Below are 23863 nucleotides of genomic sequence, written 5' to 3'. Positions count from 1 at the left end.
GAACCTGGCATACACTATAGTACCTTGGAAAAAGGAGAATTTCAGATGTATCAACGATTGTTTCAAGTAGAGCAAGAGTGGTGCATGATTCATTATCCCGAACGACCGAACGGTTTTGCAGTGATGATCATCGGTGACTACGGTCAAGATGTAGATGAGAAAAGCAGTTTCTGGTCCCATCATGAATTCCGTAAGAAATGGGTCCGTGACATGACAGATAAAGGGTATATCGTTTTTTACAGCAATCTCTACGGAGCCAATTGGGGAAACAAAAGGGCAGTCCGCCTTGCCCATCGCCTCTATCAATATGTGAAAAGGACTGAGATCATCAATCCGCGCATTCACATCCTGATCGAAGGAATGGGCGGGCTTGTGCTGAAAGACCTGTATCCCCTGATGAAAGACGAGGTAAGGAGCATCGTCATGCTGTCTCCATGTGTGTCCCTTAGAAACCATCTTGAACAGGAAAAGGAGCAGAAGTTTTTCCACAAAAAGCTCATCCGGGAAATCAGACATGCTTTCAGCGTTACGGAAGATCAGTGGCCGGCATTCATTGAATCTTTAACAGAATCAGATGTGTTCCACACCATCCCGATGCCGCTTTACATTGTGCAACCTGCCAGTCTGAACCGTTATAAAAATCAAGTCTCACTCATACTAGATATATATAGGGACCGATTGGAGAACGGTCTGATGGTCGATCTGTTTTATGTTCTTCCTGAGAAGCGTATGTCACTGGGAAGGAAATTCACATCTTATTTTGCGAAGCACGAGAGCGATCTTTAGCTGATGGGAGTGAAAGAAGTGAATCATGCATATGTGTTTCCGGCCCAGGGTTTTCTGGGCTTTCAATTATGTACGGCAATGTTGGAGGAAGGGTGGGAGGTGACGGCACTTGATTCCGGCAGGGAGATGGGTGACCATTGGATGGAAATCGGACGGAATGCCAATCTTCACTGGACGTCTTTTGGGAATTGGGATCGCCTCGTCCCTTCCGGTAGTCATGTGTATCTACCCTATTATGATGCAGATGACCTTTTGACTGAAAAAGAAGGAAAAACCCTGATGGAACAGGCAGGATACACCATCAGGGTTTTCAGCCATTTTCAGGACCCTCCATCAGGTAATCCATCCGGGGCTGATATATACGTTCCCACTTTGATCGGTCTGCGACAGCCGGTGTCCTACCATTTTGCCAGACTTATAAAGGACGTCCGTGTGGATGAACCGGTCCAGGATGATCCGACCGGGGTGATCTACGTGAAGGATGCGGCCAGGAAGATCATCTCATGCACAGGGGAAAAGGGCGAACTTCATCTGAAGGGAGAGGCAGCTTGGGCCGATGCTTCGGCCCTCCTGACGGAAGCGACAATTCCGCAATTGGAAGCACCGAAGAACATCAGGGGGAAGGAGATTCCCGTCATGGCTTCAAAGAGTTTAGAAAATATATTTGATGAGCAATTAAAGGAAGCCGGTATAAAAAAAGGAAAAAATAGCTTCCCTTATTCGGACAGGTAAAGGTAAAATATACCCGTTGCAATTATTTTTACGAGTTCCGAAGAATCAAAGGAGTTGCTGTACTTGATCATGAAATTTTTTCACTTGTCGATGATCCTTTTGCTGCTGGGGGGCTGTACTGCCGGTAGCCGGTCAGGAGAGATGGACAATGCTGGCCTTTTGGTCCCGGAAACGATTGATGATGGCGTTTGGGGGACAAAAGGGTACCAAGGTCTTTTGGGCATCCAGAAAGAGTTCGATGTGAAGGTTTACTATAAAGAGGGAATGAATGGAGACACGTCGGTCCGTCATGCCCTGGATGAATTTGAAAAAGAGGACGTCAATCTTGTGTTCGGTCATGGGAATGAATACTCTTCCATATTCAATGAGGTGGCATCGGAGCATGAGAATATGCATCTGGTAAGCTTCAATGGGGACGCTACGGAGAAGAATACTACCAGCTTGACGTTCAACGGGTACGCCATGGGGTTTTTCGGAGGAATGACTGCTGCATCCCAAACAAAGACGGATCGACTAGGCGTCATTGCCGCCTTTTCCTGGCAACCGGAGGTCCAGGGCTTCATTGATGGAGCCAGATACCAAAACGGTAAAGCCGAGGTCCTGGTCGAATATACGGGTCACTGGGACCACTCGGAGGTTGCACTCGATAGGCTCGACGGGCTTCTCGATCAAGACGTGGACGTTGTATATCCAGCAGGGGACGGGTATAATGTGGCTGTAATTGAAAAACTCAAGGAATCAGGTCGCTATGCCATCGGGTATGTGAGCGACCAGTCAGATCTTGGGGAAACAACGGTGTTGACGAGTACGGTCCAGCATGCCGACAAGCTGTATGAATTGATTGCCGGGAAATATACTGCCGGTGAACTTGAGTCTGGTAATCTTGAATTCGATTTCCAGGACGGGGTCATCTCCATGGGAGAATTCAGCCCTGTCATCCCTGCCGGATTCAAGACCGAGATGAACCAGCATATCAAAGCGTATGTCGATACCGGAAAACTACCGAACGGAAAGGAGCCGCCATTATGAATGAAGACAAAACGATGCAATTCTTGCAAATAGCGATGAAGTATCTTCCGGAAGCACAGGAACAGCTCGAAAAATCAGGAATCCAGCTTAGTCCGGAGATGATCGAACCCTTCCTGTCCATGTTCACCAACGTCATGAATGAAGCGTATGAACTAGGTAAACAAGACGCAGCGAAGTAATGTACATAGAACAGTAAGGGAAGATTCCTCTGTTCATCGTAAAACCCAGGAGCAGTGACGTTCAGTCCCTCCTGGGTTTTTTCGTATGTGATGAAAAGTGGGTTACTCACTAGCCAGTTTCAAAGAACACGTCTAAATAAAAGTCCTTGCTCCGGGTCAAGTGGGAGTACATCATTCACTCAGCCTGAATCGAATACACTTTCCTGTGAATCGTGAAAAACCTTTTGGGACACTTCAAGGAAACTTCGGTCTGATAATCCGAAACTAAGGCAAAAAGAATTGCAGAAAGAGTAAAAGTCCGTTAAAATTAGTACCAAGTCATAATAATTGATAATAAAGCTAAGGTGAAACAGGGGGATGCCGATATGAATACTGGAATCATTGGAATAGGGCGCTATCTGCCTGAGAAGATACTGACCAATGCCGATTTGGAAAAAATGGTGGATACATCGGACGAATGGATCAGTACTCGGACGGGGATTGAAGAGAGACGTGTTGCAGGGGATGATATCGATACATCGGATATGGCCTATGAAGCAGCGAAGAAAGCCATCGAGGATGCAGGCATCTCACCTGAGGATATCGACCTGATCCTTGTGGCAACCGTTACACCTGATCAGCCGTTCCCTTCCGTCGGATGCCTCCTCCAGGAGCGCCTGGGGGCGAAGAAAGCGGCAGCCATGGATATCAGTGCTGCATGTGCAGGCTTCATGTATGGTATGATTACCGCAAAACAATTCATCGACAACGGAGCCTACAAACATATCCTTGTCGTCGGTGTGGAGAAGCTGTCGAAAATCACAGATTGGGATGACCGCAATACTGCCGTCCTATTCGGTGATGGGGCCGGGGCTGCCGTCATGGGTCCTGTACCAGATGGGAAAGGGATCCTCGCTTTCGAGCTGGGTTCTGATGGAACCGGTGCAAAGCATCTTTATCAGGATGAGCACATCATCATGAATGGTCGCGAAGTATTCAAGTTCGCTGTCCGTCAGATGGGCGAATCCTCCATCAATGTCATCAATAAAGCAGGGCTGGATAAAGAGGACGTCGATTTCCTCATCCCTCACCAGGCGAATATCCGCATCATGGAAGCTGCAAGACAGCGTTTGGAGCTGCCTGTTGAGAAGATGTCCAAGACCGTGAATAAATATGGAAACACATCTGCCGCATCCATTCCGATTTCACTCGTCGAGGATCTTGAGGCCGGAAGGGTGAAAGAAGATGACGTCGTCGTCATGGTGGGCTTCGGTGGAGGCTTGACCTGGGGTGCGATCGTCATGCGCTGGGGAAAATAATCGATAATAAACTATCTTCTACTACTTATACGATAAAGGAGACCGAACAATGGATATGAAACGTGTTGTAGTAACAGGATTGGGTACCGTCAATCCACTAGGAAATGATGTAGAAACAACGTGGGCGAATGCCCTTGCTGGGAAATCCGGGGTCGGGCCACTCACAAGGCTGAATGCTGATGAGTATCCTGCCAAGGTAGCAGCTGAACTGAAAGACTTCAATATTGAAGACTTCGGTATCGAAAAGAAGGAAGCGCGTAAGATGGACCGTTTCACTCATTATGCCATCGCAGCGTCCTTGATGGCTGTTAAAGACGCCAACCTTGAAATCACAGAGGAAAATGCCAACCGTGTCGGTACATGGATCGGTTCTGGAATCGGCGGGATGGAAACATTCGAAACCCAGTATGAAACCTTCCTTAAGCGTGGATACCGCAGGGTAAGTCCTTTCTTCGTTCCAATGATGATCCCGGACATGGCTGCCGGCCAGGTATCGATCCTCCTAGGAGCAAAAGGATTCAACTCCTGTACCGTAACGGCCTGTGCAACAGGCACGAATTCCATCGGTGATGCATTCAAGGTCATCCAGCGCGGTGACGCGGATGTCATGATCACGGGTGGAGCGGAAGCACCAATCACGAAAATGTCCGTAGCCGGTTTCTGCGCCAACACGGCCCTTTCGACCAATCCCGATCCGGAAACGGCTTCAAGACCATTCGACTCTGAACGTGACGGTTTCGTCATCGGAGAAGGAGCAGGGATTGTCATCCTTGAAGAACTCGAACACGCGGTGAAACGCGGAGCAACGATCTACGCTGAAATCGTCGGCTATGGCTGCACGGGTGATGCCTATCACATCACAGCCCCTGCACCAGGTGGGGAAGGTGGGGCGCGTGCCATGAAGATGGCACTTGATGATGCAGGTGTGACGCCTGATCAGATGGATTACATCAACGCCCATGGTACAAGTACGGCTTATAATGACAAGTATGAAACCATGGCCGTCAAAGAAGTATTCGGTGATCATGCCAACCGCCTGGCCATGAGCTCCACAAAATCCATGACCGGTCACCTTCTTGGTGCAGCGGGTGGAGTGGAAGCGATCTTCACGGTTCTTGCCATGAAGGATGGAAAGCTCCCACCGACGATCAACCTGCAAAATCCAGATCCAGACTGCGATCTGGACTATGTAGCCAATGAAGCACGTGAGCAGGAAGTCAATGTTGCCATGAGCAATTCACTGGGCTTTGGTGGCCATAATGCCACGCTCGTATTCAAAAAATATGTGAAGTAATCGAGAGTCCGCCGAATCTTTTCGGCGGGCTTTTTTCTAACTCTCCTGCAGATTGCATATACATGAACCAAATCAGCAGGAAAGAGGGATGATGATGCCGGTGATCCCAACAGACGAGTGGCTGGATCAAACATTCGATGATCCCGTGGGGTTGTTAGAAAGGACGAAAAGAGGGGAAGGAGAAGCAGCAGCTTTCTATGCCTACCTCCGAAAACAGGGGATGTATCGCCCGTCAAGGCAAATGGAAGAACGCTTTAATGAGCTCAAGTCTGACGATCTATGGAAGAGGCTTTCCGTTTTTGAGAAAAGGTACAAAAGAAAATGGAAAGGACCTGATGTACCCATCTATTTATTCCCCCTAGAGCCGAAAAGAGGCTTATTCAGGGAACCGGCTAAAAAATCAGGAGTATGCTTTTTTGATGAAATGTTTCTTTTTCTTCAAAAATTGGAGGATCACAAAGAATATGAGGCACTATTTGTTCATGAATACCACCATTGCACCCGTATGAAAAAGCTGGCGGGGAAAGAGGAGGAATATACCCTCCTTGATTCTGTCATCTTCGAGGGACTGGCCGAGAATGCCGTGAGGGAATATTGCGGCGTTGACTATGCTGCTCCGTGGACAAGAAAATATACTGAAGAGGAATTGAGCGGATGGTTCAAGGAATGGATCGAACCCCATGCTGATCTAACGAGGAATTCACCCCTTCATGATGAACTTCTCTACGGGAAAAGACACTACCCAGAACTTCTGGGGTACGCCATCGGTTACAGGCTCGTACGGTCATTCGCGAAGAAGAATGGAATGAATAGTGTGATGATGCTTGGCATACCATCGGAGACATTTCTAGAGTAACTACAGCCCATAGGATAAAACAGAAGAGAGCACGAATAAATCCAAAGGTGATTGACCATACTGATTGACAACCAAACAAAGTAGTAAAGCGAGGGGTCAATCATGTTATATCTTCATGATGTATGGGTCAATTGGTTCGAAGGGGAAGAAAACGGATATAATATCTGCCATTTTCACGAATGGAGAAAAGAGGACGTCATCGAGCTGCTGGATCAAGTTCCTCTATTGAAAGTCGGCAAAGAGTTGTATCATTACATCGAGAATGATTTATCAGAATTACCTCGGCAGATGCTGAATGATGTGTACCAGAAAGCGTATCTTAGAAAGAACCATGAACGGATTCAACAGGATTATTGCTTCGTGGTCACCGATGGCACGGCGATTCTGGCCGTCGATACGATCGGTTACACCGTCCCGATCAGGAAGAGCCGCCTTATACCGCGTCAGGAACAGCTCGTATATGAAATGGTGGAAAGTCAAGAAGTTCTTGAATATGAGTTCAAGCCTGATCAAAAGCGGGAGGAGGCGTACCACATCCTTTCTCCCAACCCGTTCATGATGAGTGGATTGACACGCAAGGAAAGGCAGTTGAAGCAGCTTCTTTTCATGGCCCTCGATCAGCTGCGCACCTCGGAGAATACCGCTGAAGTGAGATACTGGTATACGGAGTGGGCCCCGGAACAATACAGGACGATCCAGGAGCTCGATTTCCACGAAGCATGGCAGATGCTTTATGAGGACACTAAATACGGATGGTCCGACAAGCATCTGTCGCTCTGCGAAAACCTGATCAAAGGACAACCATTCTTTGAAAAGTTGTGGGAAGTAGAGAATCGTCCGAAAGTAAATTAAACAAAAGAACCTTGAGCCCATGCTCAAGGTTCTTTTGTTTATCGCTTTTTCCGTTCTTTTCTTCCAAGGCCCATGGCCTTTTCCATTTTCTTCAGCATCTTCCCTGCGGTTCGATTCGCTTTCTCAGCTCCACGATCCAGGATGTCATCAAGTTCCTCGGAATCAATCAGCTCGTAATAGCGGTCCTGAATCGGCTTGATGGCATCCACAACCACTTTGGCAAGGTCGCCTTTGAAATCGCCATATCCTTTTCCATCATATCGCTCCTCAAGTTCGGCAATCGGAGTGCCTCCAAGAATAGAGTAGATAGAGAGAAGATTGGAAACGCCCGGCTTTTCATCACGGTCGAATCGGACGATGCCATCCGAATCCGTCACAGCGCTCTTGATTTTCTTTTCAATGACTTTAGGGTCATCAAGCAGTGTAATGAACGCCTTTTTGTTCTCGTCGGATTTACTCATTTTCTTTAGTGGGTCCTGAAGGGACATCACACGAGCTCCTACTTTCGGGATGCGTACCTCTGGAACCGTGAAGATATCATTGTATTTCTTATTGAAACGCTCCGCGAGGTTCCGGGCGAGCTCGAGATGTTGCTTCTGATCCTCGCCGACAGGGACAAGATCCGTACCATAGAGCAGGATATCGGCCGCCATGAGGGGAGGGTAGGTGAGAAGGCCGGCAGATACGGCTTCTTTTCCATGGGACTTATCCTTGAACTGAGTCATGCGCTCAAGTTCACCGATATAGGTCACGCACTGCAGGATCCATCCAGCCTGTGCGTGAGCAGGCACCTCCGACTGAATGAACAGCGTCGCCTTCTCGGGATCGATCCCGCAAGCAATATAGAGGGCAGCAAGGCTGCGGATGTTTTTGCGCAGTTCCGCTTTATCCTGGGCAACAGTGATCGCATGCTGGTCGACCACGCAGAAATAGCAATCATACTCTTCCTGAAGCTCGGTGAATTGCTTCATAGCTCCGATGTAATTACCAAGCGTGATCGTCCCGCTCGGCTGAATGCCGCTAAAAATCGTTTTCATCTTCATTCCTCCTATAGTACAGTTCCTGTATCATCATGACCATCCGGCCAAAAATAAAACCCACCCGTCCAAAAAATATAGGGACGAATGGGTTGTTTCCGCGGTGCCACCCTAAGTTACTCAAGAAATGAGTCGGCTTAGTCCATGCTTTGCATGGTCCCGGCTAACGGAAGGGGTCCGTCTCCGGCTACTGCGTTCACCGGGGAAGCTCGAAAGTCCATTCCCCCGCAAGCGGATGCCTGCTTTCAGCGGACGCAGGCTCTCTTGGAACCGGCAAGCGGGGTACTACTCTTTGTCAAAGCCTGTTTCATATATGCAAAGGTCATTATATGAAAAAAAAGCGCCTAAATCAAGTATAGAGAGAGTATGAAAGGATCAGGGATACGGCAAGGGATAAAAACCCGATATAGAAAAGGGGTGCCGTCAGGCGGAACGGTTCTTTCACTGCGTATACCTCATGAATTTCCTTTCGCTCCTCGATATCATCAAACTGCGCCACGTATTGATCTTTCTTCGATTTGGCCCTGAAGCGCTTGAAGGCATATAAAATCCCATTCAAGAAACCGTTTTGGAAAACAAACATCAAGGCGGCTACAGAAGCATAAGAAATGCCGACGATGAATAAAGTATCAATGAGGGAAAGGACAGGATCCGATCCATTCATGTAACGGACAAGATAGACCGCAGCAAGGTAAAGTAATGTGACCATCGGTAGGACGCGTAAACGTTTCATCATGTTGCACCTTCACTTCCAAAATGATTTCATGCGTTCCTTCCTATAGAAACGAACAGGAATGCATGCTGTCTTCCTATAAAAGTATACCTGAACCGATCAGGGTTTGGAAAGGAAGCAAGAGCACGAATTCACAGTTTTTTATATCTATCCGCCTTGCTAGATAATTATAACGACGAATGGAGAACGCTTTCTTCCAATAAAGAAGTGAAAACGGCAGGATAATCGCTGGTTTAATTGGATGATTGTAACATTTGTAATGGGACAAACAGCCCTTATCTCATTCATAGAACCCTTACATAGCAAGGTTTTAACACCTTATTACCTAGTAAACTGATTATTTAGCAAAAAAACTGTTAAATTCGTATTGCAAAAATATCTCTATCATGTATAATAAGTAACAAATCTTCTGAAAATTAGAAGATAAATAAATATGAGAAGTATGAGGAGGTCAATTTCAAGATGAAGAAAAAGTTTTCTTTATTACTGGTTCTTCTTCTAGCTGTGAGTACTTTCTTGGCTGCCTGTGGCGGAGACAAGAAGACTGATGGCAAAAAAGAAGGGGCAGCTGGGGGATCTGACACGAAAGACGAGCAAGTATTGAATCTTGCGGAATCTTCCGAAATCCCGTCAATGGATTCAGCTCTTGCAACTGATGCAGTATCATTCAACGTTATGAACCAGGTATATGAAGGTCTGTACCGCTTAGGTGAAAACGATGATGCCGAGCTAGGGATGGCTGCTGAAGAGCCTGAAGTAAGTGAAGACGGTAAAAAGTATACATTCAAACTACGTGATGCCAAATGGTCTAACGGTGACCCTGTCACTGCTCAAGACTTCGTATACGGATGGCAACGTGTTCTAAACCCGGACACTGCTGCAGAGTACGCGTACATCATGTCTGATATCAAAAATGCTTCCAAAGTAAACGAAGGTAAAGCGAAACCTGAGGAACTTGGAATCAAAGCACTTGATGAAAAGACTCTTGAAATCGAATTGGAAACGGAAGTTCCATACTTCAAAGCGTTGCTTTCTTTCGCAACATTCTATCCGCAAAACCAAAAGTTCATTGAAGAACAAGGTGACAAATACGGTCTTGAAGCCAATACTTCTGTATACAATGGACCTTTCACACTTTCTGATTGGAAGCATGAGCAAAGCTTCAAACTTTCTAAAAACAAAGATTATTGGGATGCTGACACTGTTAAACTTGAAGAAGTTAACTTCAACATCGTAAAAGATACAACAACTGCCGTTAACCTTTATGAAACAAACAAAATCGACAGGGTCGGCCTAAGCGCTGAGTTTGTTGATAAGTACAAAAACGATGAAAACTTCAAAACGCGCGGAGAAGCTTCTGTATTCTTCCTTCGTTTGAATCAAGACTCTAAAAACTCTGAGATTCTGAAAAATGAAAATGCACGTAAAGCATTTGACTCTGCGTATGATAAGCAAGGTATGGTGGACGTTCTATTGAACAACGGATCTGTTCCAGCATACTACCTCGTTCCTAAGGACTTCGTTACAGGTCCAGACGGGAAAGAATACCGTGAAACTGCCGGAGAAGCATTTGGTGGCTTCGACGTAGAAAAAGCAAAAGATTACTGGGCAAAAGCGAAAAAAGAAACTGGCATCGACAATGTAGAGCTTGAGCTATTAAACTATGACAGCGAAAGTTCCGCTAAAATCGGTGAGTACTTCAAAGAGCAACTTGAGTCAAATCTTGATGGTCTGACTGTTAAGATCAAAGCGCAACCGTTCAAGCAAAAGCTTGATCTTGAATCAAAAGGTGATTATGACTTCTCCTTCGCAGGTTGGGGTCCGGATTATCCAGATCCGATGACATTCCTGGATATGTTCGTAACAGACGGTTCACATAACCAAATGGGTTACTCTAACCCTGAATTTGACAAATTGATCGAGCAAGCTAAGACAGAGCTTTCTTCTGATCCAGAAGCTCGCTGGCAAGCAATGGTTGATGCTGAAAAGATCCTCTTCGATGATCAAGCCATCAGCCCGATCTACCAACGAGGCGTTTCTTACCTTGAGCGTCCATACGTGAAAAACGTATTGGATCACTCTTTCGGAGCTGACTACTCTTACAAGTGGGCTTCTATCGAGAACTAAAACGCTCTAAGTTGAACCTTCTGAAGGAGAGTGTATGCATAGGCATACGCTCTCCTTTTCCAGTGATAAGCGACAATTTTCGCAATTTAAAAAATAAATTGAAAATTTGTCGAATATCGCTATAATGGAGAAGTAGTATAAACATAGAAAAGGGGGGCTAAGCATGGTCAAATATACTATCAAGCGTATTGTTTATATGATCATCACTTTGCTAATTATTGCAACCGCCACATTCTTCTTGATGAAGCTCCTTCCAGGGACTCCACTCACCAATCAAGAGAGACTGTCTCCGCAACAACAACAAATCATCCTAGAAAAATACGGGCTCAATGATCCGCTTCCGGTTCAGTATATCAACTATATGACGAATCTGGTTCAAGGAGACTTGGGTTTATCATTCCAATATGACAATCGTCCGGTTTCTCAAATGATCGGCGACCGTATAGGACCTTCCGCAATTCTTGGTTTCCAAGCAATGGTACTAGGGACAATTATCGGTTTGATTGTTGGGATCATCGCAGCAATTAGACAGAATACATGGGTCGATTATGGATCTACATTCCTAGCGGTACTGGGTATATCAATTCCTTCCTTCGTATTCGCTGCATTATTGCAGTACTATGTAGGTGTTAAGTGGGAGTTGCTACCGGTTGCCCTATGGGGAGAATACAAGCACACGATATTGCCTACGCTTGCATTGACTGTCGGGGTCGTGGCAACGATTGCCCGTTACATGAGAACTGAAATGTTAGAAATCCTAAATACAGATTACATCTTATTGGCTAAGGCGAAAGGTACTACAAGAGTGAATGTTATCGTGAAACACGGTGTTCGTAATGCCATGATTCCAATCATCACGATCCTCGGGCCGATGACTGTTGGTATCATGACCGGAACAATGGTTATTGAACAGATTTTTGCCGTGCCTGGATTAGGGGAGCAGTTCGTTCGTTCAATCAATACAAATGATTATACGGTCATCATGGGCGTGACATTATTCTATAGTGTTCTTCTTGTTGCCGTCATTTTCTTGGTGGATATCCTTTATGGAATTATTGATCCGCGTATTCGTCTAGTTGGAGGGAAGAAATAATGGAACCAAACAAAAAAAATCAAGAGCAGCTGTCAAAAGACCTCTTCCAACGACAAAAAGCAACAAGTGAACAGTCTGAAAAAATTGAACGCCCGAGTTTGAACTTCTACCAGGATGCATGGATCCGTCTTCGTAAAAGCAAGGGGACCATCATCGGAATGATCATTACGCTTATTATCGTGTTCTTTGCGTTTGTTGGTCCTTCAATGAATGACCATAAGTTTTCTGATCAAAACATCCGTCATGCAAAGCTTCCACCTAAAATTGAAGCGCTTTCTGGAATCAGCTGGCTTCCGTTTGACGGGAAGGACCATGAAGGCTTTGATGTCTACGAAGCGCGACAAGTGAAAGAAAATTATTGGTTCGGTACAGACGATTTGGGTCGTGACCTTTGGACCCGTGTGTGGAAGGGAACTCAAGTTTCACTTTACATCGGAATCCTCGCAGCCGTTATCGATTTCTTGATCGGTATCTCTTACGGTGGGATCTCCGGATACTACGGTGGAAGAGTCGATGATATCATGCAACGTATCATTGAAGTCCTTGTCGGTATTCCAAACCTGATTGTCATCATCCTCTTTATCCTGGTATTTGAACCGGGGATATTCTCGATCACCATGGCGATGGTACTGACAGGGTGGACGAGTATGGCCCGGATTGTCCGTGGGCAGATCCTGCAACTTAAAAATCAGGAATTCGTATTGGCATCCCGGACATTGGGAGCACCGAATAATCGCCTGATTTTCAAACATCTACTACCTAACGTGATGGGGCCGGTCATCATCACCACGATGTTCACGGTTCCAGGTGCCATCTATACAGAGGCGTTCCTAAGCTTCATCGGTCTCGGTATAGCACCGCCGAAGGCGTCACTTGGATCATTGGTTAATGACGGGTACAAATCCATTCAGTCCTACCCGCATATGATGCTGATTCCTTCAGCGGTCATTTCATTGATCATCCTGAGCTTCAACCTCATGGCCGATGGGCTGAGGGATGCTCTGGATCCAAAACTGCGTAAGTAAGAAAAAGGGGGATATATAATATGGCAAAAGTGTTGGAAGTCAAAAATCTGCACGTCTCCTTTAATACTCATGCTGGAGAAGTGAAAGCCGTTCGCGGTGTGGATTTACACTTAGATAAAGGTGAAACATTGGCGATCGTTGGAGAATCGGGATCAGGTAAGTCTGTAACGACGAAAGCACTGATGCGTCTGATTCCAAACCCGCCTGGATTCATCAAGCACGGAGAAATGATGTTTGAAGGAAAAGATCTTGCTAAAATACCTGAGAAGGAAATGCAAAAGATCCGCGGGAAAGATATTTCCATGATCTTTCAGGATCCAATGACTTCTTTGAACCCGACCATGACAATCGGGAAACAAATCATGGAGCCGCTATTAAAACACCAGAATATGAGCAAACCGGATGCAAAGAAACGTGCCATCGAACTTCTGAAACTTGTTGGGCTGCCAAGCCCTGACACCCGTTTCAAACAGTATCCCCATCAGTTCTCCGGCGGTCAGCGTCAGCGTGTGGTCATCGCGATTGCCCTGGCTTGCAATCCGAAGATCCTGATTGCCGACGAACCGACGACGGCACTTGATGTAACGATTCAAGCCCAGATCCTCGAACTGATGAAGGATCTGCAAAACAAAATCGATACATCCATCATCTTCATCACCCATGACCTTGGCGTGGTGGCGAATGTAGCAGATCGCGTAGCCGTCATGTACGGCGGACAAATCGTCGAAACAGGAACGGTGGATGAAATTTTCTACGATCCTCGTCACCCGTATACATGGGGATTGATCAGCTCCATGCCGACGACGGACACAGACGGTGAACAGCATCTCAGTGCGATTCCCGGAACGCCTCCGGATCTGTTGAATCCACCTAAGGGGGACGCTTTTGCACTAAGAAGCGATTACGCCATGAAGATCGATTTTGAGCAGGAGCCTCCCTATTATCAGGTTTCTGATACTCACTATGTAAAATCATGGTTGCTTCATCCGGACGCTCCGAAAGTTGAGCCGCCAGAGGCTGTTAAATTAAGGTATCGCAGAATGCCTTCCAACTTTGCAGAGCCTGTACTTGTTGAGGGGGTACGTGTATAATGGCTGAAAAATTATTGGAAATCAAAAACCTGAAACAATATTTCAATCCTGGTAAAGCAAATATGGTCAAAGCCGTCGATGACATCAGCTTTGATATTTATAAAGGGGAAACGCTCGGTCTTGTTGGTGAATCGGGTTGTGGGAAGTCCACTACCGGACGGACCATCATCCGTCTTTATGATGCAACAGACGGCCAAGTACTCTTTAACGGTGATGACGTTCACGGGAAAAAATCCCGTTCACAGCTGAAGAACTTCAACCGTAAAATGCAGATGATCTTCCAAGATCCATACGCTAGTTTGAATCCGCGTATGAAAGTTGCGGATATCATTGCAGAAGGAATCGATATTCACGGTCTTGCCACCAATAAACAAGATCGCATGAAGAGGGTCCATGACCTTCTTGAAACAGTCGGACTGAACAAAGAGCATGCAGGCCGCTATCCTCATGAATTCTCAGGGGGGCAGCGTCAGCGTATCGGGATCGCCCGCGCCCTGGCAGTGGAACCTGACTTCATCATCGCCGATGAGCCGATCTCTGCACTGGATGTATCCATCCAGGCGCAGGTCGTGAATCTTATGCAGGAGCTGCAAAAAGAAAAGGGACTAACGTACCTGTTCATTGCCCATGATCTTTCCATGGTTAAATACATCAGTGACAGGATCGGGGTCATGTACTACGGTAAGCTCGTAGAACTGGCACCAAGTGACGCCCTGTACAATAATCCGCTGCACCCGTATACGCAATCACTCCTGTCGGCGATCCCACTTCCGGATCCTGATTATGAGCGCAACCGCAGAAGGAAAGAATATAACACGGCTGTCCATAACTATACAGCTGATGACAAACTTGAAATGCGCGAAGTTGCACCAGGGCATTTCGTCTATTGTTCTGAAAAAGAATTCGTCCAGTATCAAGCTCAATACAAGCATTGAGAAAAAGAAGACTCCCGGACTTGGGGGGGTCTTCTTTTTTGCTGAAGGGGCATAGGCTCGTATCCTCTGTACTCGAAAATCGGCAAAATTCTGCTGATTTGTTTTGACTCCTTTAGGTGAGAAGGATGAAGCGGTAGGATTACGACTAAGGTATGTGGTTTCCTACCATAATCATCATTCAAGTGAGAAGAAAACGACAGAAATCACATCTTTTCGGAAATTTCGACATTATCTGTCCGTTTTCCCTTTTCTTTCAAGTTCAATCATTGTTAGAATAGGTAGAGGAGATACATATTTTACTAGACGAATAGAGGAGAGGTTCGCTTTGAAGTGGAAAAAATGGGCTGCTGCTGCGGCAGGGGTCGCAGTATTGTGTGCGCTTCCTTTCCAGTCGGCAGATGCCGAAGGAACTGGAAAAGAGGCCGGAACTCATCAAGTAAGGGCGATGGCTATGAAGGAAAAGGATGGGAGCGTGTCCCCACGCTTTAAGTACGATTCCGGTTTGAACTTTGAGTATCCTGACGCCGTCCGTGGTATCTATGTGACGGGTCATTCAGCGGGTGGCTCCAAATTCGGTCAGCTGACGAAGCTGATCGAAGAGACGGATCTGAATGCAATGGTCGTGGATATCAAGGATGATAACGGGAATCTGACGTATGTGCCAGAGGAGTCGTCACCCTATCATGATATCGGCCAACCTTTCATCAAAGACCCGGAACAGGTTTTGGAGACGATGGAAGAAAAGAAGATCTATCCCATCGCGCGTGTGGTCGTGTTCAAAGACACGGTCCTAGCCAATAAGAAGCCGGAACTTTCATTTGTAGATGGTAATGATGTGTGGAAGAACGGGCGCGGTGAATCCTTCGTCAATCCCTTTGTGAAGGAAGTGTGGGATTACAATGTAGGTATTGCTATTGAAGCGGCCAAGATGGGATTCAAGGAAATCCAGTTCGATTATGTGCGTTTCCCTGAAGGCTTCGAAAATCGTGACGATGAGTTGAAGTATGATGGTGGTACGTACACAAGTGAAGACTCCGATAACGTGCAAAAACGCGTGCACGCTGTAACGGATTTTGTCGAATACGCTCACAAGCAGCTGGAGCCGTATGATGTTGAAGTATCGGTCGATATTTTCGGCTACAGCGCCACATTGCCTGAAGCTCCGGGGATCGGTCAGAATTTCTCCAAGATTTCAGAAAATGTCGATGTGATTTCTTCCATGATTTACCCGAGTCACTGGACGTCCTATTTCGGGATCGACAAACCCGATCTCGAGCCGTACAAATTGGTTGCTGAATACTCCAAGCTCGAGAATAAGAAGCTGGATGAGCTGAAGGATCCACCTACTTCCCGCCCATGGCTACAGGATTTTACAGCCTCTTGGCTTGGATCCGGAAACTATAAAGCATATGGAAAAGCAGAAGTGGAGGCGCAAATCAAAGCGCTTAATGATAATGGAATCAATGAGTTCCTGCTATGGGATGCAGGAAACTCCTACACAAAAGGTGTGGATTACACGCCTTGATCAATTGGCGGTGCGTATCTTTCAGTTTAATGAAAGATACGCACCGTTTTCTTCTATTAAGTGAACGTTGGATCTTTACAGGAAGTGGACATTTGACAATACACCACATACTGCTATCATTATAAGTAGAGTGTCTACCGAAATCCCCTTTTTTCACCCTTAGGAGTGAAAACCCCTCTCTCAAATCTGACATACATTTTACCATTTAGAGAATTCTAGTAATGCAAAAACATTTTCAGAAGGAGTAGATCCATGCATTGGTATGAGAAACTAAATAAATATTTCCCTGTAGAGGAAATGAAATCGCTCGAGCATATGGAAACGCTTTTAAAGGAAAGAAGCGATATCTATCACAAAGATGAAGGAAAGTATCACGTTCTAATGTATGCGGAACTCGAGGAGTTCATCTTCATCGATTATCTGTTCGTCTCAAAGGATGCCAGGGGCCAAGGTCTTGGAAGCAAACTGATTGAGAAGCTGAAAGAGAGGAAGAAACCGATCCTCCTGGAGGTGGAACCAGTGGACTATGACGATACCGACACTGAAAAGCGCCTTAAGTTCTACAAAAGGGAAGGGTTCAAACATGCCGTGACGATCGGATATGCGAGAAGATCCCTTGCAACGAATGAAGTCAATCCAATGGAAATCCTTTACTGGGCACCTCAAGATGAGCCTGAAGAACTGATTTATGAATCCATGAAGAAAACATACGAACTGATCCATACCTATAAGGATGAAACGTTCTACGGTGAATCCTATGAGTCGGTGGAAGATGTACTGACAATGGATGAGGATCGTGACGGAGATGTATTAAAAAAACTGTAGCACACCAACCTTATTGCGATTCGCAATAAGGTTTTCTAAATGAAAATGAACTCTTATGTTTAACTATGGGCAGAAGGGGTATATCAAGAGTAAATGGATATGATCATACTTTGTTAAACAAATGTATAAGAAAATTGACAAATTGGTTAAAAGTATATTCAACAAAACATTATTCATGTATAATACGTTATAGAGATTTCTTATTTAAACTTATTTTAATTAAACCGTATACGTTTAAATAATACTCTACCATAATCTTTTCAAAAAAATCTTGAGGGAGTGTGAATGATTCGTGGTAACATTATTCACTTCACCTAGTTGTACATCTTGTCGTAAGGCAAAAGCTTGGTTAGAAGAACATGAGATTCCATATACAGAGCGCAACGTTTTTTCTGAGCCATTGAGCATTGATGAAATCAAGGAAATCCTTCGCATGACTGAGGATGGAACGGATGAGATCATTTCGACTCGTTCGAAAACTTTCCAAAAGCTGAACGTCGACCTGGAGACCCTTCCTCTGCAAGAGTTGTTCGAACTGATCCAACAGAACCCTGGGCTTCTCAGACGCCCGATCATCTTGGATGAAAAACGCCTGCAAGTAGGTTACAATGAAGACGAAATCAGACGTTTCCTTCCAAGGAAAGTTCGTACATTCCAACTCATGGAAGCTCAGCGCATGGTTAACTAATTCATATCCGCCCCGGTCGGAATGGCCGGGTACCTTTTCTAAAAAAAAGGGGGCCAGCTAATGAAGGTACGTTGCGTATCCTTTTCAGCTGGTCCCCTTTTACATTGGACGAGTTTTATCACTTGAATTTTCTGCAAATATCCGCTAAACTGGCAAAAACACTTAGTTAATCAGCAGGATATGTGAAGTAAAATGGGTGTAAAATGTATTCCCATTTCAGTGGAATCAACATAAAATAGAAGTACAAGGTACAAACTAACCTAACTGTTTCTTCTATCTTCACCAGCAATCGAGCTGCAAGGCTCGGAGGGTGCAGTCCCTTCACTAACTTCATGCAAGAAGGGAGAGGTGTCAAATGGAAATCGAACGCATTAACGAAAATACAGTCAAGTTTTATATATCTTATGGGGATATCGAAGATCGCGGTTTTGACAGGGAAGAAATCTGGTATAACCGTGAGAGGAGCGAGGAGCTATTCTGGGAGATGATGGATGAAGTTCATCAGGAAGAAGACTTCGGAATCGAAGGTCCACTTTGGATCCAGGTTCAGGCCCTTGATAAGGGACTTGAGATCCTCGTGACCCGTGCACAGGTCTCCAAAGATGGTCAACGTTTCGAACTGCCGATCCCTGAAGAAAAGCTGAAGGATCTGCCGGTTGATGAACGGATTGAAGAGCTCCTCGATCAGCACTTCCAGATCAAGCAGGACCCTGAAGGAGAAGGGGATGCTTCACTCGATTTCACGCTCACGTTCCGTGATTTTGAAGATGCGATCTCCCTTGCCCACCGGATGAAGGACCAGCCGTTGGAGCAAATGGCCACAAAGCTATTGGCTTATGAAAATAAATATTACCTATACATTAAGTTTTCCGAAGAACACTTTACGGAAGAGGAAATGGAGAATACGCTCAGCATGCTCCTCGAATATGCGGATGAATCACGAATGACGGTCCATCGTCTTGAGGAATATGGAAAAGTCGTCATGGCTGAAGATGTATTCGGTACGTTACGTACACATTTTGCATAATGCCCAATACCGGTTTCTGATGAAATCGGTATTTCTTTATTTTTAAGAATCCATCCTGAAAGGTGTTCACGAGTGTGAAAAATACAGTGCGTGTTCTCTTATTCCTTCTGGTACTCGTTATCAGTTACCTGCTCTACTTTGATCAGTACTTACATGGTGTAGTCAAATACGTCAGCTTGTTGTTCACCTTCTCCGTCATCCTGATCGGATTTTTGATCTTTTTTGAAAACCGCCATCCGACCCAGACGTTGACCTGGCTCGTGGTGCTCGGCGCATTTCCGTTCCTGGGCTTTATCTTTTATCTATTGTTCGGCAGGAACTTCCGGAAGGAACGGATGTTCAAGAAAAAATACATATTGGACAAGCAGACCTATCTGCGGTATGAACCTGGTCCGAAAGAAATGGATCGGGATTTGTTTCAGGACAAATATTTCCGCCTTGCCAGGCGAATCGGCAACAGTTCAATCTCCTTTTCTTCTTCGACAAAGGTGCTGACTAATGGTGATGAAACGTTCCGGGAGATTCTGGACTGGCTGAAGACGGCGAAGCATCATATCCATCTTGAATACTATATTGTCCGTCATGATGACATCGGCTCTCAGATCAAGGAGGTCCTCATCCAAAAAGCCAGCGAAGGGGTGAAGATCCGCTTCTTATATGACGCTGTGGGCTCATGGCAGCTATCCAGGAAATATATCAACGAATTGATAGAAGCAGGAGTCGAGATGGTTCCATTCGGCCCGGTTAAAATACCCATATTGAATAATAAGTTCAATTTCCGCAATCATCGCAAAATCATCGTCATCGACGGTTCCATCGGCTTTGTGGGTGGGTTGAATATAGGTGATGAATATCTCGGGAAGAATCCTTCATTTGGATTCTGGAGGGATACCCACCTGATGGTGAAAGGGGATGCCGTCAGGACCCTGCAGCTTATCTTCCTCCAGGATTGGTACTATATGACGAGTGACGATTTCATCACACCAGGTTATCTTACTCCTGACCCAGGCGAGGGGGACGGAGGCGTGCAGATGATCGCGGGAGGACCTGACAATGAAGTCAGCGTCCTGAAGAATCTGTTCTTCTCCATGATCACATCTGCTCAAAAAAGTGTGTGGGTTGCGTCACCTTATTTCATACCCGATGAAGATATATTCTCAGCCTTGAAGATTGCCGCCCTCAGCGGGGTGGATGTGAGGCTTCTTGTACCCCACAAGCCTGATAAAAGAATTGTGTTCCACGCTTCCCGTTCCTATTTCCCTGAACTCCTTGAAGCGGGTGTCAGGATCTATGAATACCAAAAGGGCTTCATGCACAGCAAGATCCTCATCGTGGATGGCGAACTCGCTTCGATCGGCACGTCCAATATGGACATGAGGAGCTTTCATTTGAATTTTGAGGTCAATGCCTTCCTTTACAAGACGGAGAGCACCCTTGATCTTATGGCTGAATATGAGCATGACCTGCTCCATGCAGAAGAACTGTCACTTGATACATTCCAAAAGCGCCATCTCGGCTACAGGTTCCTTGAATCAACATCTCGTCTGCTCTCACCGTTATTATGAACTTTCCCGGGGAATCCCGGGAAAGTTTTTTTGATGGGGCAAAGGAAATGGACGTGTGCGCGTAGAATGAGTGTGGAGGAGGTGTTCCATGCTGACTGCTCATGTCAATCACCGTTTAGTCACCGCGTTCCATCATTCGAGAGGAGAACTCTTGAAGCTGCGTTCATCCACTCCCGCAATCACTTGTCCCCACTGTCGTAAGCCTTTGGTCCTCAAGATTGGAAGCAAGACCATACCGCATTTCGCCCACCAACTAAAGCAAGACTGCCCCGTCATGCACAAAGGGGAGTCCCGGCTTCACCACTCGGGTAAGAAAATCCTCTATGATCGGTTCCACAGCCTTTTCCCGGATGTGAAGGTGGAGTATTTCTTAAAGGAAATCAATCAGATTGCCGATGTGTTCATCACTTCGGAGACCGCAAGAATGGCAGTCGAAGTCCAGTGCTCGCCCCTCTCTGCAGCAGAACTGAAGAAGCGGACAGAGGGGTACCGGTCTCTCGGCATCCAAGTGATCTGGCTGCTGACGGAGGGAGCCCCGAGGCCGAGCGGGGCACTGAGGCTTTCATCGTTTCAGCAAGCCTTCCTGCGCCATGTAGAACCCCTTGGCTTATTCCTTCTTCTTTTCCTCCCTGATCAACAGGAATTCCATCTCTACCAAAATCTCATCCCCCTTTCTGCGAATACCTTCCATGCTTCCACGCTTCACAAGATTCCCGTAAGTGAATTCACCATACCCATGACGACTCAAGCGCCTGTAAGATCATTTCCCTACAAAATTTGGGACAGCTCGAGGACCGGTTGGATCCAACGCATCCTCAGGTACCCAACCGAGCAAGCCTTTAAGCAGGAAGTATACCAGTCAGGCGATACGTTATTGTATCTTCCTCAATGGGTGGGTCTACTTCCCCACTACCGGATCGAAACGCACCCTGTCATCTGGCAGTATTACCTTTGGAGTGATGCGTTGAAGAAAGGGGGCGCAGGACTCGGCACAATCGTCTCTGCCATGGCTGCGAGGTCAGAGAGAGGTGACGTGCGGGTCAGGGACCTTCCCCTTGTGGACCAGGGTGGCTGTCCTTTAGAAGAAGCCGTCAAATGGTACTTATCCTTATTGGAGAAGCTCGGAATTATCCGAATGGAGGGAGGGGTGTGCAGACTTCTTCAACAGTGGGAATGCCCGGCGACGTTCGATCTCTATATGCTCCACCGAGCGGATTTTTCAGCGCGATTCCGCATATAGTATAGTGAGACCGATTAGTTGCAGGAATACGTTCGTTGAGAGAGAATAGTACTATTAAGGAAAAATTGCAAAAAATGAGGATGGAGGATCACTATGTCTAATGAAACAGCTGTAAAACGCCTGCCAACCCGCAGTGAAGTAAAGCAGGAGCTAACGTGGAGGCTTGAAGATATTTTCCCGAGTGACGAAGCCTGGGAGAAAGAGTTCAAAGAGATCCAGGAGCTTTCAGGCAAGGCAGGAGATTTCAAAGGAACACTCGGCAACGGAGCAGATGAACTATATGCCGCTTTTGCTTTCCAGGATGAGATCCTTGAGCGGATGGGGAAGGTTTATACATACTCACATATGCGCTACGACCAGGATACGACCAACTCCCATTATCAGGGGATGGACGACAGAGCGAAGAGTCTTTATACAAAACTCGGTAGCGCATTTGCCTATCTGGTTCCGGAGGTCCTTTCCATCGAGGAGGAGAGGATTGCATCATTCCTTGAAGAAAAAGCTGAACTGAAGGTTTATGCCCATGCCCTTGAAGAGATCAACCTTCAACGTCCCCATATTCTGACTGAGAAGGAAGAGTCCCTTCTGGCGCAGGCATCTGAGGTGTTCAGTTCATCGAGCAATACATTCGGGATGCTGAATAATGCCGATCTTGAATTCCCAAGTATCAAAGATGAAAACGGGGAAGTGACGGAAATCACCCACGGACGATTCATCCGTTTCATGGAGAGCAGTGATCGGGCAGTCAGAAAAGAAGCGTTTGGAAAAGTCTATGAGACATATGGTAAGTTCCGCAATACATTCGCTTCAACACTGAGCGGTGCCGTGAAGAAAGATAATTTCTCAGCGAAAGTTCGGAATTATGATTCAGCACGTCATGCGGCCCTTTCAAACAATAATATCCCCGAGCAGGTGTATGATAACCTGGTCGAGACCGTCAACAGTAATCTGCATCTCCTTCAGCGATATGTGAAGCTGCGCAAAAAGGTCCTTGAGCTGGATGAAGTCCATATGTATGACTTGTACACGCCGCTTGTGAAGGAAGTCAAAATGGAAGTCGGGTATGATGAAGCCCAGAAGATGATCCTTGACGGCCTCAAGCCCCTCGGCGAAGAGTATGCGAATGTCCTGAAGGAAGGGTTTGAGAACCGCTGGGTGGACGTTGTGGAGAACAAAGGGAAGAGGAGCGGGGCCTATTCATCGGGGGCATATGGGACGAATCCGTATATCCTTATGAACTGGCAGGATAACGTGAACAATCTGTTCACCCTTGCCCATGAGTTCGGTCACAGTGTCCATAGTTATTACACAAGGAGCGCCCAACCTTACACGTACGGGAATTATTCCATCTTCGTGGCGGAAGTGGCATCTACGTGCAATGAAGCCCTCCTGAATGATTATTTATTGAAAACGATCGACGATGAGAAGAAGCGTCTATATTTGTTGAACCACTATCTCGAAGGATTCAGGGGTACGGTATTCCGTCAGACCATGTTCGCCGAGTTTGAACATCATATCCATAAAAAAGCCCAGGAAGGCGTGGCTCTGACGTCGGAGTACCTGACGAAGGAATATTATGAGCTCAACAAGAAGTACTTCGGAGAGGAAATTGTCATTGATGAGGAAATCGGACTGGAATGGGCAAGGATTCCTCACTTCTATTACAATTACTACGTCTATCAATATGCAACAGGCTTCTCGGCTGCAACGGCCCTTAGCCATCAGATCCTTGAAGAAGGCGAGCCGGCTGTCAAACGGTATATCGAGTTCCTGAAAGCAGGAAGTTCGGATTATCCGATTGAGGTGCTCAAAAAGGCGGGAGTCGATATGACAACCTCCTCACCAGTTGAGGAAGCATGCAAGGTCTTTGAAGAAAAACTCAACGAGATGGAAGCCCTTCTTGAGAAACTCCAATAAGCTAAAAAT

General features: G+C 46.2%; 22 protein-coding genes and 1 other annotated feature. Of the genes, 20 read left to right on the top strand and 2 right to left on the bottom strand.

From position 1 onward, the window contains the following. Nucleotides 1–45: 45 nt before the first annotated feature. The 8 genes from AF331_RS08035 to AF331_RS08000 all read left to right on the top strand — a co-directional run bounded on the left by AF331_RS08035 (nucleotide 46) and on the right by AF331_RS08000 (nucleotide 7026). Nucleotides 46–786 (top strand): hypothetical protein, encoded by a 741-nt coding sequence (locus AF331_RS08035; RefSeq protein ID WP_053427552.1) that lies wholly within the window; start codon nucleotides 46–48, stop codon nucleotides 784–786. Between the two features lie 18 nt (nucleotides 787–804). Then, entirely contained in the window at nucleotides 805–1518 is a 714-nt protein-coding gene (locus AF331_RS08030; RefSeq protein ID WP_152915554.1) for a hypothetical protein, read from the top strand. Nucleotides 1519–1581: 63 nt separating this feature from the next. After that, complete coding sequence (locus AF331_RS08025) at nucleotides 1582–2547, top strand: BMP family ABC transporter substrate-binding protein (RefSeq protein WP_053427550.1); 966 nt, start codon at nucleotides 1582–1584, stop codon at nucleotides 2545–2547. After that, entirely contained in the window at nucleotides 2544–2726 is a 183-nt protein-coding gene (locus AF331_RS08020) for a ComZ family protein (protein ID WP_053427549.1), read from the top strand. Before AF331_RS08025 ends, AF331_RS08020 begins: the two co-directional genes overlap by 4 nt. A 365-nt stretch (nucleotides 2727–3091) precedes the next feature. Further along, the gene (locus tag AF331_RS08015; protein WP_053427548.1) at nucleotides 3092–4024 is read left to right on the top strand and encodes a beta-ketoacyl-ACP synthase III; all 933 of its coding nucleotides are present in this window, start codon (nucleotides 3092–3094) and stop codon (nucleotides 4022–4024) included. Between the two features lie 49 nt (nucleotides 4025–4073). After that, entirely contained in the window at nucleotides 4074–5318 is a 1245-nt protein-coding gene (fabF, locus tag AF331_RS08010; RefSeq protein WP_053427547.1) for a beta-ketoacyl-ACP synthase II, read from the top strand. A gap of 91 nt (nucleotides 5319–5409) precedes the next feature. Continuing rightward, entirely contained in the window at nucleotides 5410–6174 is a 765-nt protein-coding gene (locus AF331_RS08005; protein WP_160316499.1) for a DUF2268 domain-containing putative Zn-dependent protease, read from the top strand. A gap of 102 nt (nucleotides 6175–6276) precedes the next feature. Continuing rightward, nucleotides 6277–7026: a YjbA family protein gene (locus AF331_RS08000; protein WP_053427545.1), complete on the top strand. Its 750-nt coding sequence runs from the start codon at nucleotides 6277–6279 to the stop codon at nucleotides 7024–7026. Nucleotides 7027–7064: 38 nt separating this feature from the next. Here AF331_RS08000 and trpS read toward each other — a convergent pair whose 3' ends face one another. Continuing rightward, a complete protein-coding gene (trpS, locus tag AF331_RS07995; protein ID WP_053427544.1) occupies nucleotides 7065–8063 on the bottom strand; it encodes a tryptophan--tRNA ligase in 999 nt (332 codons plus the stop codon). Between the two features lie 76 nt (nucleotides 8064–8139). Then, nucleotides 8140–8371: a binding site (T-box leader), on the bottom strand. Between the two features lie 41 nt (nucleotides 8372–8412). Then, nucleotides 8413–8799 (bottom strand): DUF3899 domain-containing protein, encoded by a 387-nt coding sequence (locus AF331_RS07990; protein ID WP_053427543.1) that lies wholly within the window; start codon nucleotides 8797–8799, stop codon nucleotides 8413–8415. A gap of 459 nt (nucleotides 8800–9258) precedes the next feature. Here AF331_RS07990 and AF331_RS07985 point away from each other — a divergent pair, with 459 nt between their 5' ends. The 12 genes from AF331_RS07985 to pepF all read left to right on the top strand — a co-directional run bounded on the left by AF331_RS07985 (nucleotide 9259) and on the right by pepF (nucleotide 23854). Beyond that, nucleotides 9259–10923, top strand: a complete 1665-nt coding sequence (locus AF331_RS07985) for a peptide ABC transporter substrate-binding protein (RefSeq protein ID WP_053427542.1) — start codon at nucleotides 9259–9261, stop codon at nucleotides 10921–10923. A 163-nt stretch (nucleotides 10924–11086) separates the two neighbouring features. Continuing rightward, a complete protein-coding gene (gene opp3b / locus AF331_RS07980; protein WP_053427541.1) occupies nucleotides 11087–12016 on the top strand; it encodes an oligopeptide ABC transporter permease in 930 nt (309 codons plus the stop codon). Further along, on the top strand, nucleotides 12016–13041 hold the full coding sequence (gene opp3C / locus AF331_RS07975; RefSeq protein WP_053427540.1) for an oligopeptide ABC transporter permease: 1026 nt from the start codon (nucleotides 12016–12018) through the stop codon (nucleotides 13039–13041). Before opp3b ends, opp3C begins: the two co-directional genes overlap by 1 nt. Before the next feature lie 20 nt (nucleotides 13042–13061). Beyond that, the gene (locus AF331_RS07970) at nucleotides 13062–14132 is read left to right on the top strand and encodes an ABC transporter ATP-binding protein (RefSeq protein ID WP_053427539.1); all 1071 of its coding nucleotides are present in this window, start codon (nucleotides 13062–13064) and stop codon (nucleotides 14130–14132) included. Continuing rightward, entirely contained in the window at nucleotides 14132–15067 is a 936-nt protein-coding gene (locus tag AF331_RS07965; RefSeq protein ID WP_053427538.1) for an ABC transporter ATP-binding protein, read from the top strand. The genes AF331_RS07970 and AF331_RS07965 overlap by 1 nt, the downstream gene beginning before the upstream one ends. Nucleotides 15068–15392: 325 nt before the next feature. Beyond that, nucleotides 15393–16592 carry a putative glycoside hydrolase gene (locus tag AF331_RS07960; protein ID WP_053427537.1) on the top strand — a complete coding sequence of 400 codons (1200 nt, stop codon included), beginning with the start codon at nucleotides 15393–15395 and terminating at the stop codon, nucleotides 16590–16592. Nucleotides 16593–16844: 252 nt separating this feature from the next. Beyond that, a complete protein-coding gene (locus AF331_RS07955; protein WP_053427536.1) occupies nucleotides 16845–17417 on the top strand; it encodes a GNAT family N-acetyltransferase in 573 nt (190 codons plus the stop codon). A gap of 292 nt (nucleotides 17418–17709) precedes the next feature. Beyond that, complete coding sequence (gene spxA, locus AF331_RS07950) at nucleotides 17710–18105, top strand: transcriptional regulator SpxA (RefSeq protein WP_048004318.1); 396 nt, start codon at nucleotides 17710–17712, stop codon at nucleotides 18103–18105. A 355-nt stretch (nucleotides 18106–18460) separates the two neighbouring features. Beyond that, a complete protein-coding gene (mecA, locus tag AF331_RS07945) occupies nucleotides 18461–19132 on the top strand; it encodes an adaptor protein MecA (RefSeq protein ID WP_053427535.1) in 672 nt (223 codons plus the stop codon). 74 nt (nucleotides 19133–19206) lie between these two features. Further along, nucleotides 19207–20697, top strand: coding sequence for a cardiolipin synthase (gene cls, locus AF331_RS07940; RefSeq protein WP_053427534.1), 1491 nt, complete (start codon nucleotides 19207–19209; stop codon nucleotides 20695–20697). A gap of 88 nt (nucleotides 20698–20785) precedes the next feature. Continuing rightward, on the top strand, nucleotides 20786–21937 hold the full coding sequence (locus AF331_RS07935) for a competence protein CoiA (protein ID WP_053427533.1): 1152 nt from the start codon (nucleotides 20786–20788) through the stop codon (nucleotides 21935–21937). A gap of 93 nt (nucleotides 21938–22030) precedes the next feature. Further along, nucleotides 22031–23854, top strand: coding sequence for an oligoendopeptidase F (pepF, locus tag AF331_RS07930; RefSeq protein ID WP_053427532.1), 1824 nt, complete (start codon nucleotides 22031–22033; stop codon nucleotides 23852–23854). The last annotated feature ends 9 nt before the right edge of the window (nucleotides 23855–23863 follow it).

The sequence above is a fragment of the Rossellomorea marisflavi genome (assembly GCF_001274775.1).
In the GTDB taxonomy this organism is placed as follows: Bacteria; Bacillota; Bacilli; order Bacillales; family Bacillaceae_B; genus Rossellomorea; species Rossellomorea marisflavi.
This window is presented reverse-complemented; position numbering and strand designations above follow the sequence as displayed.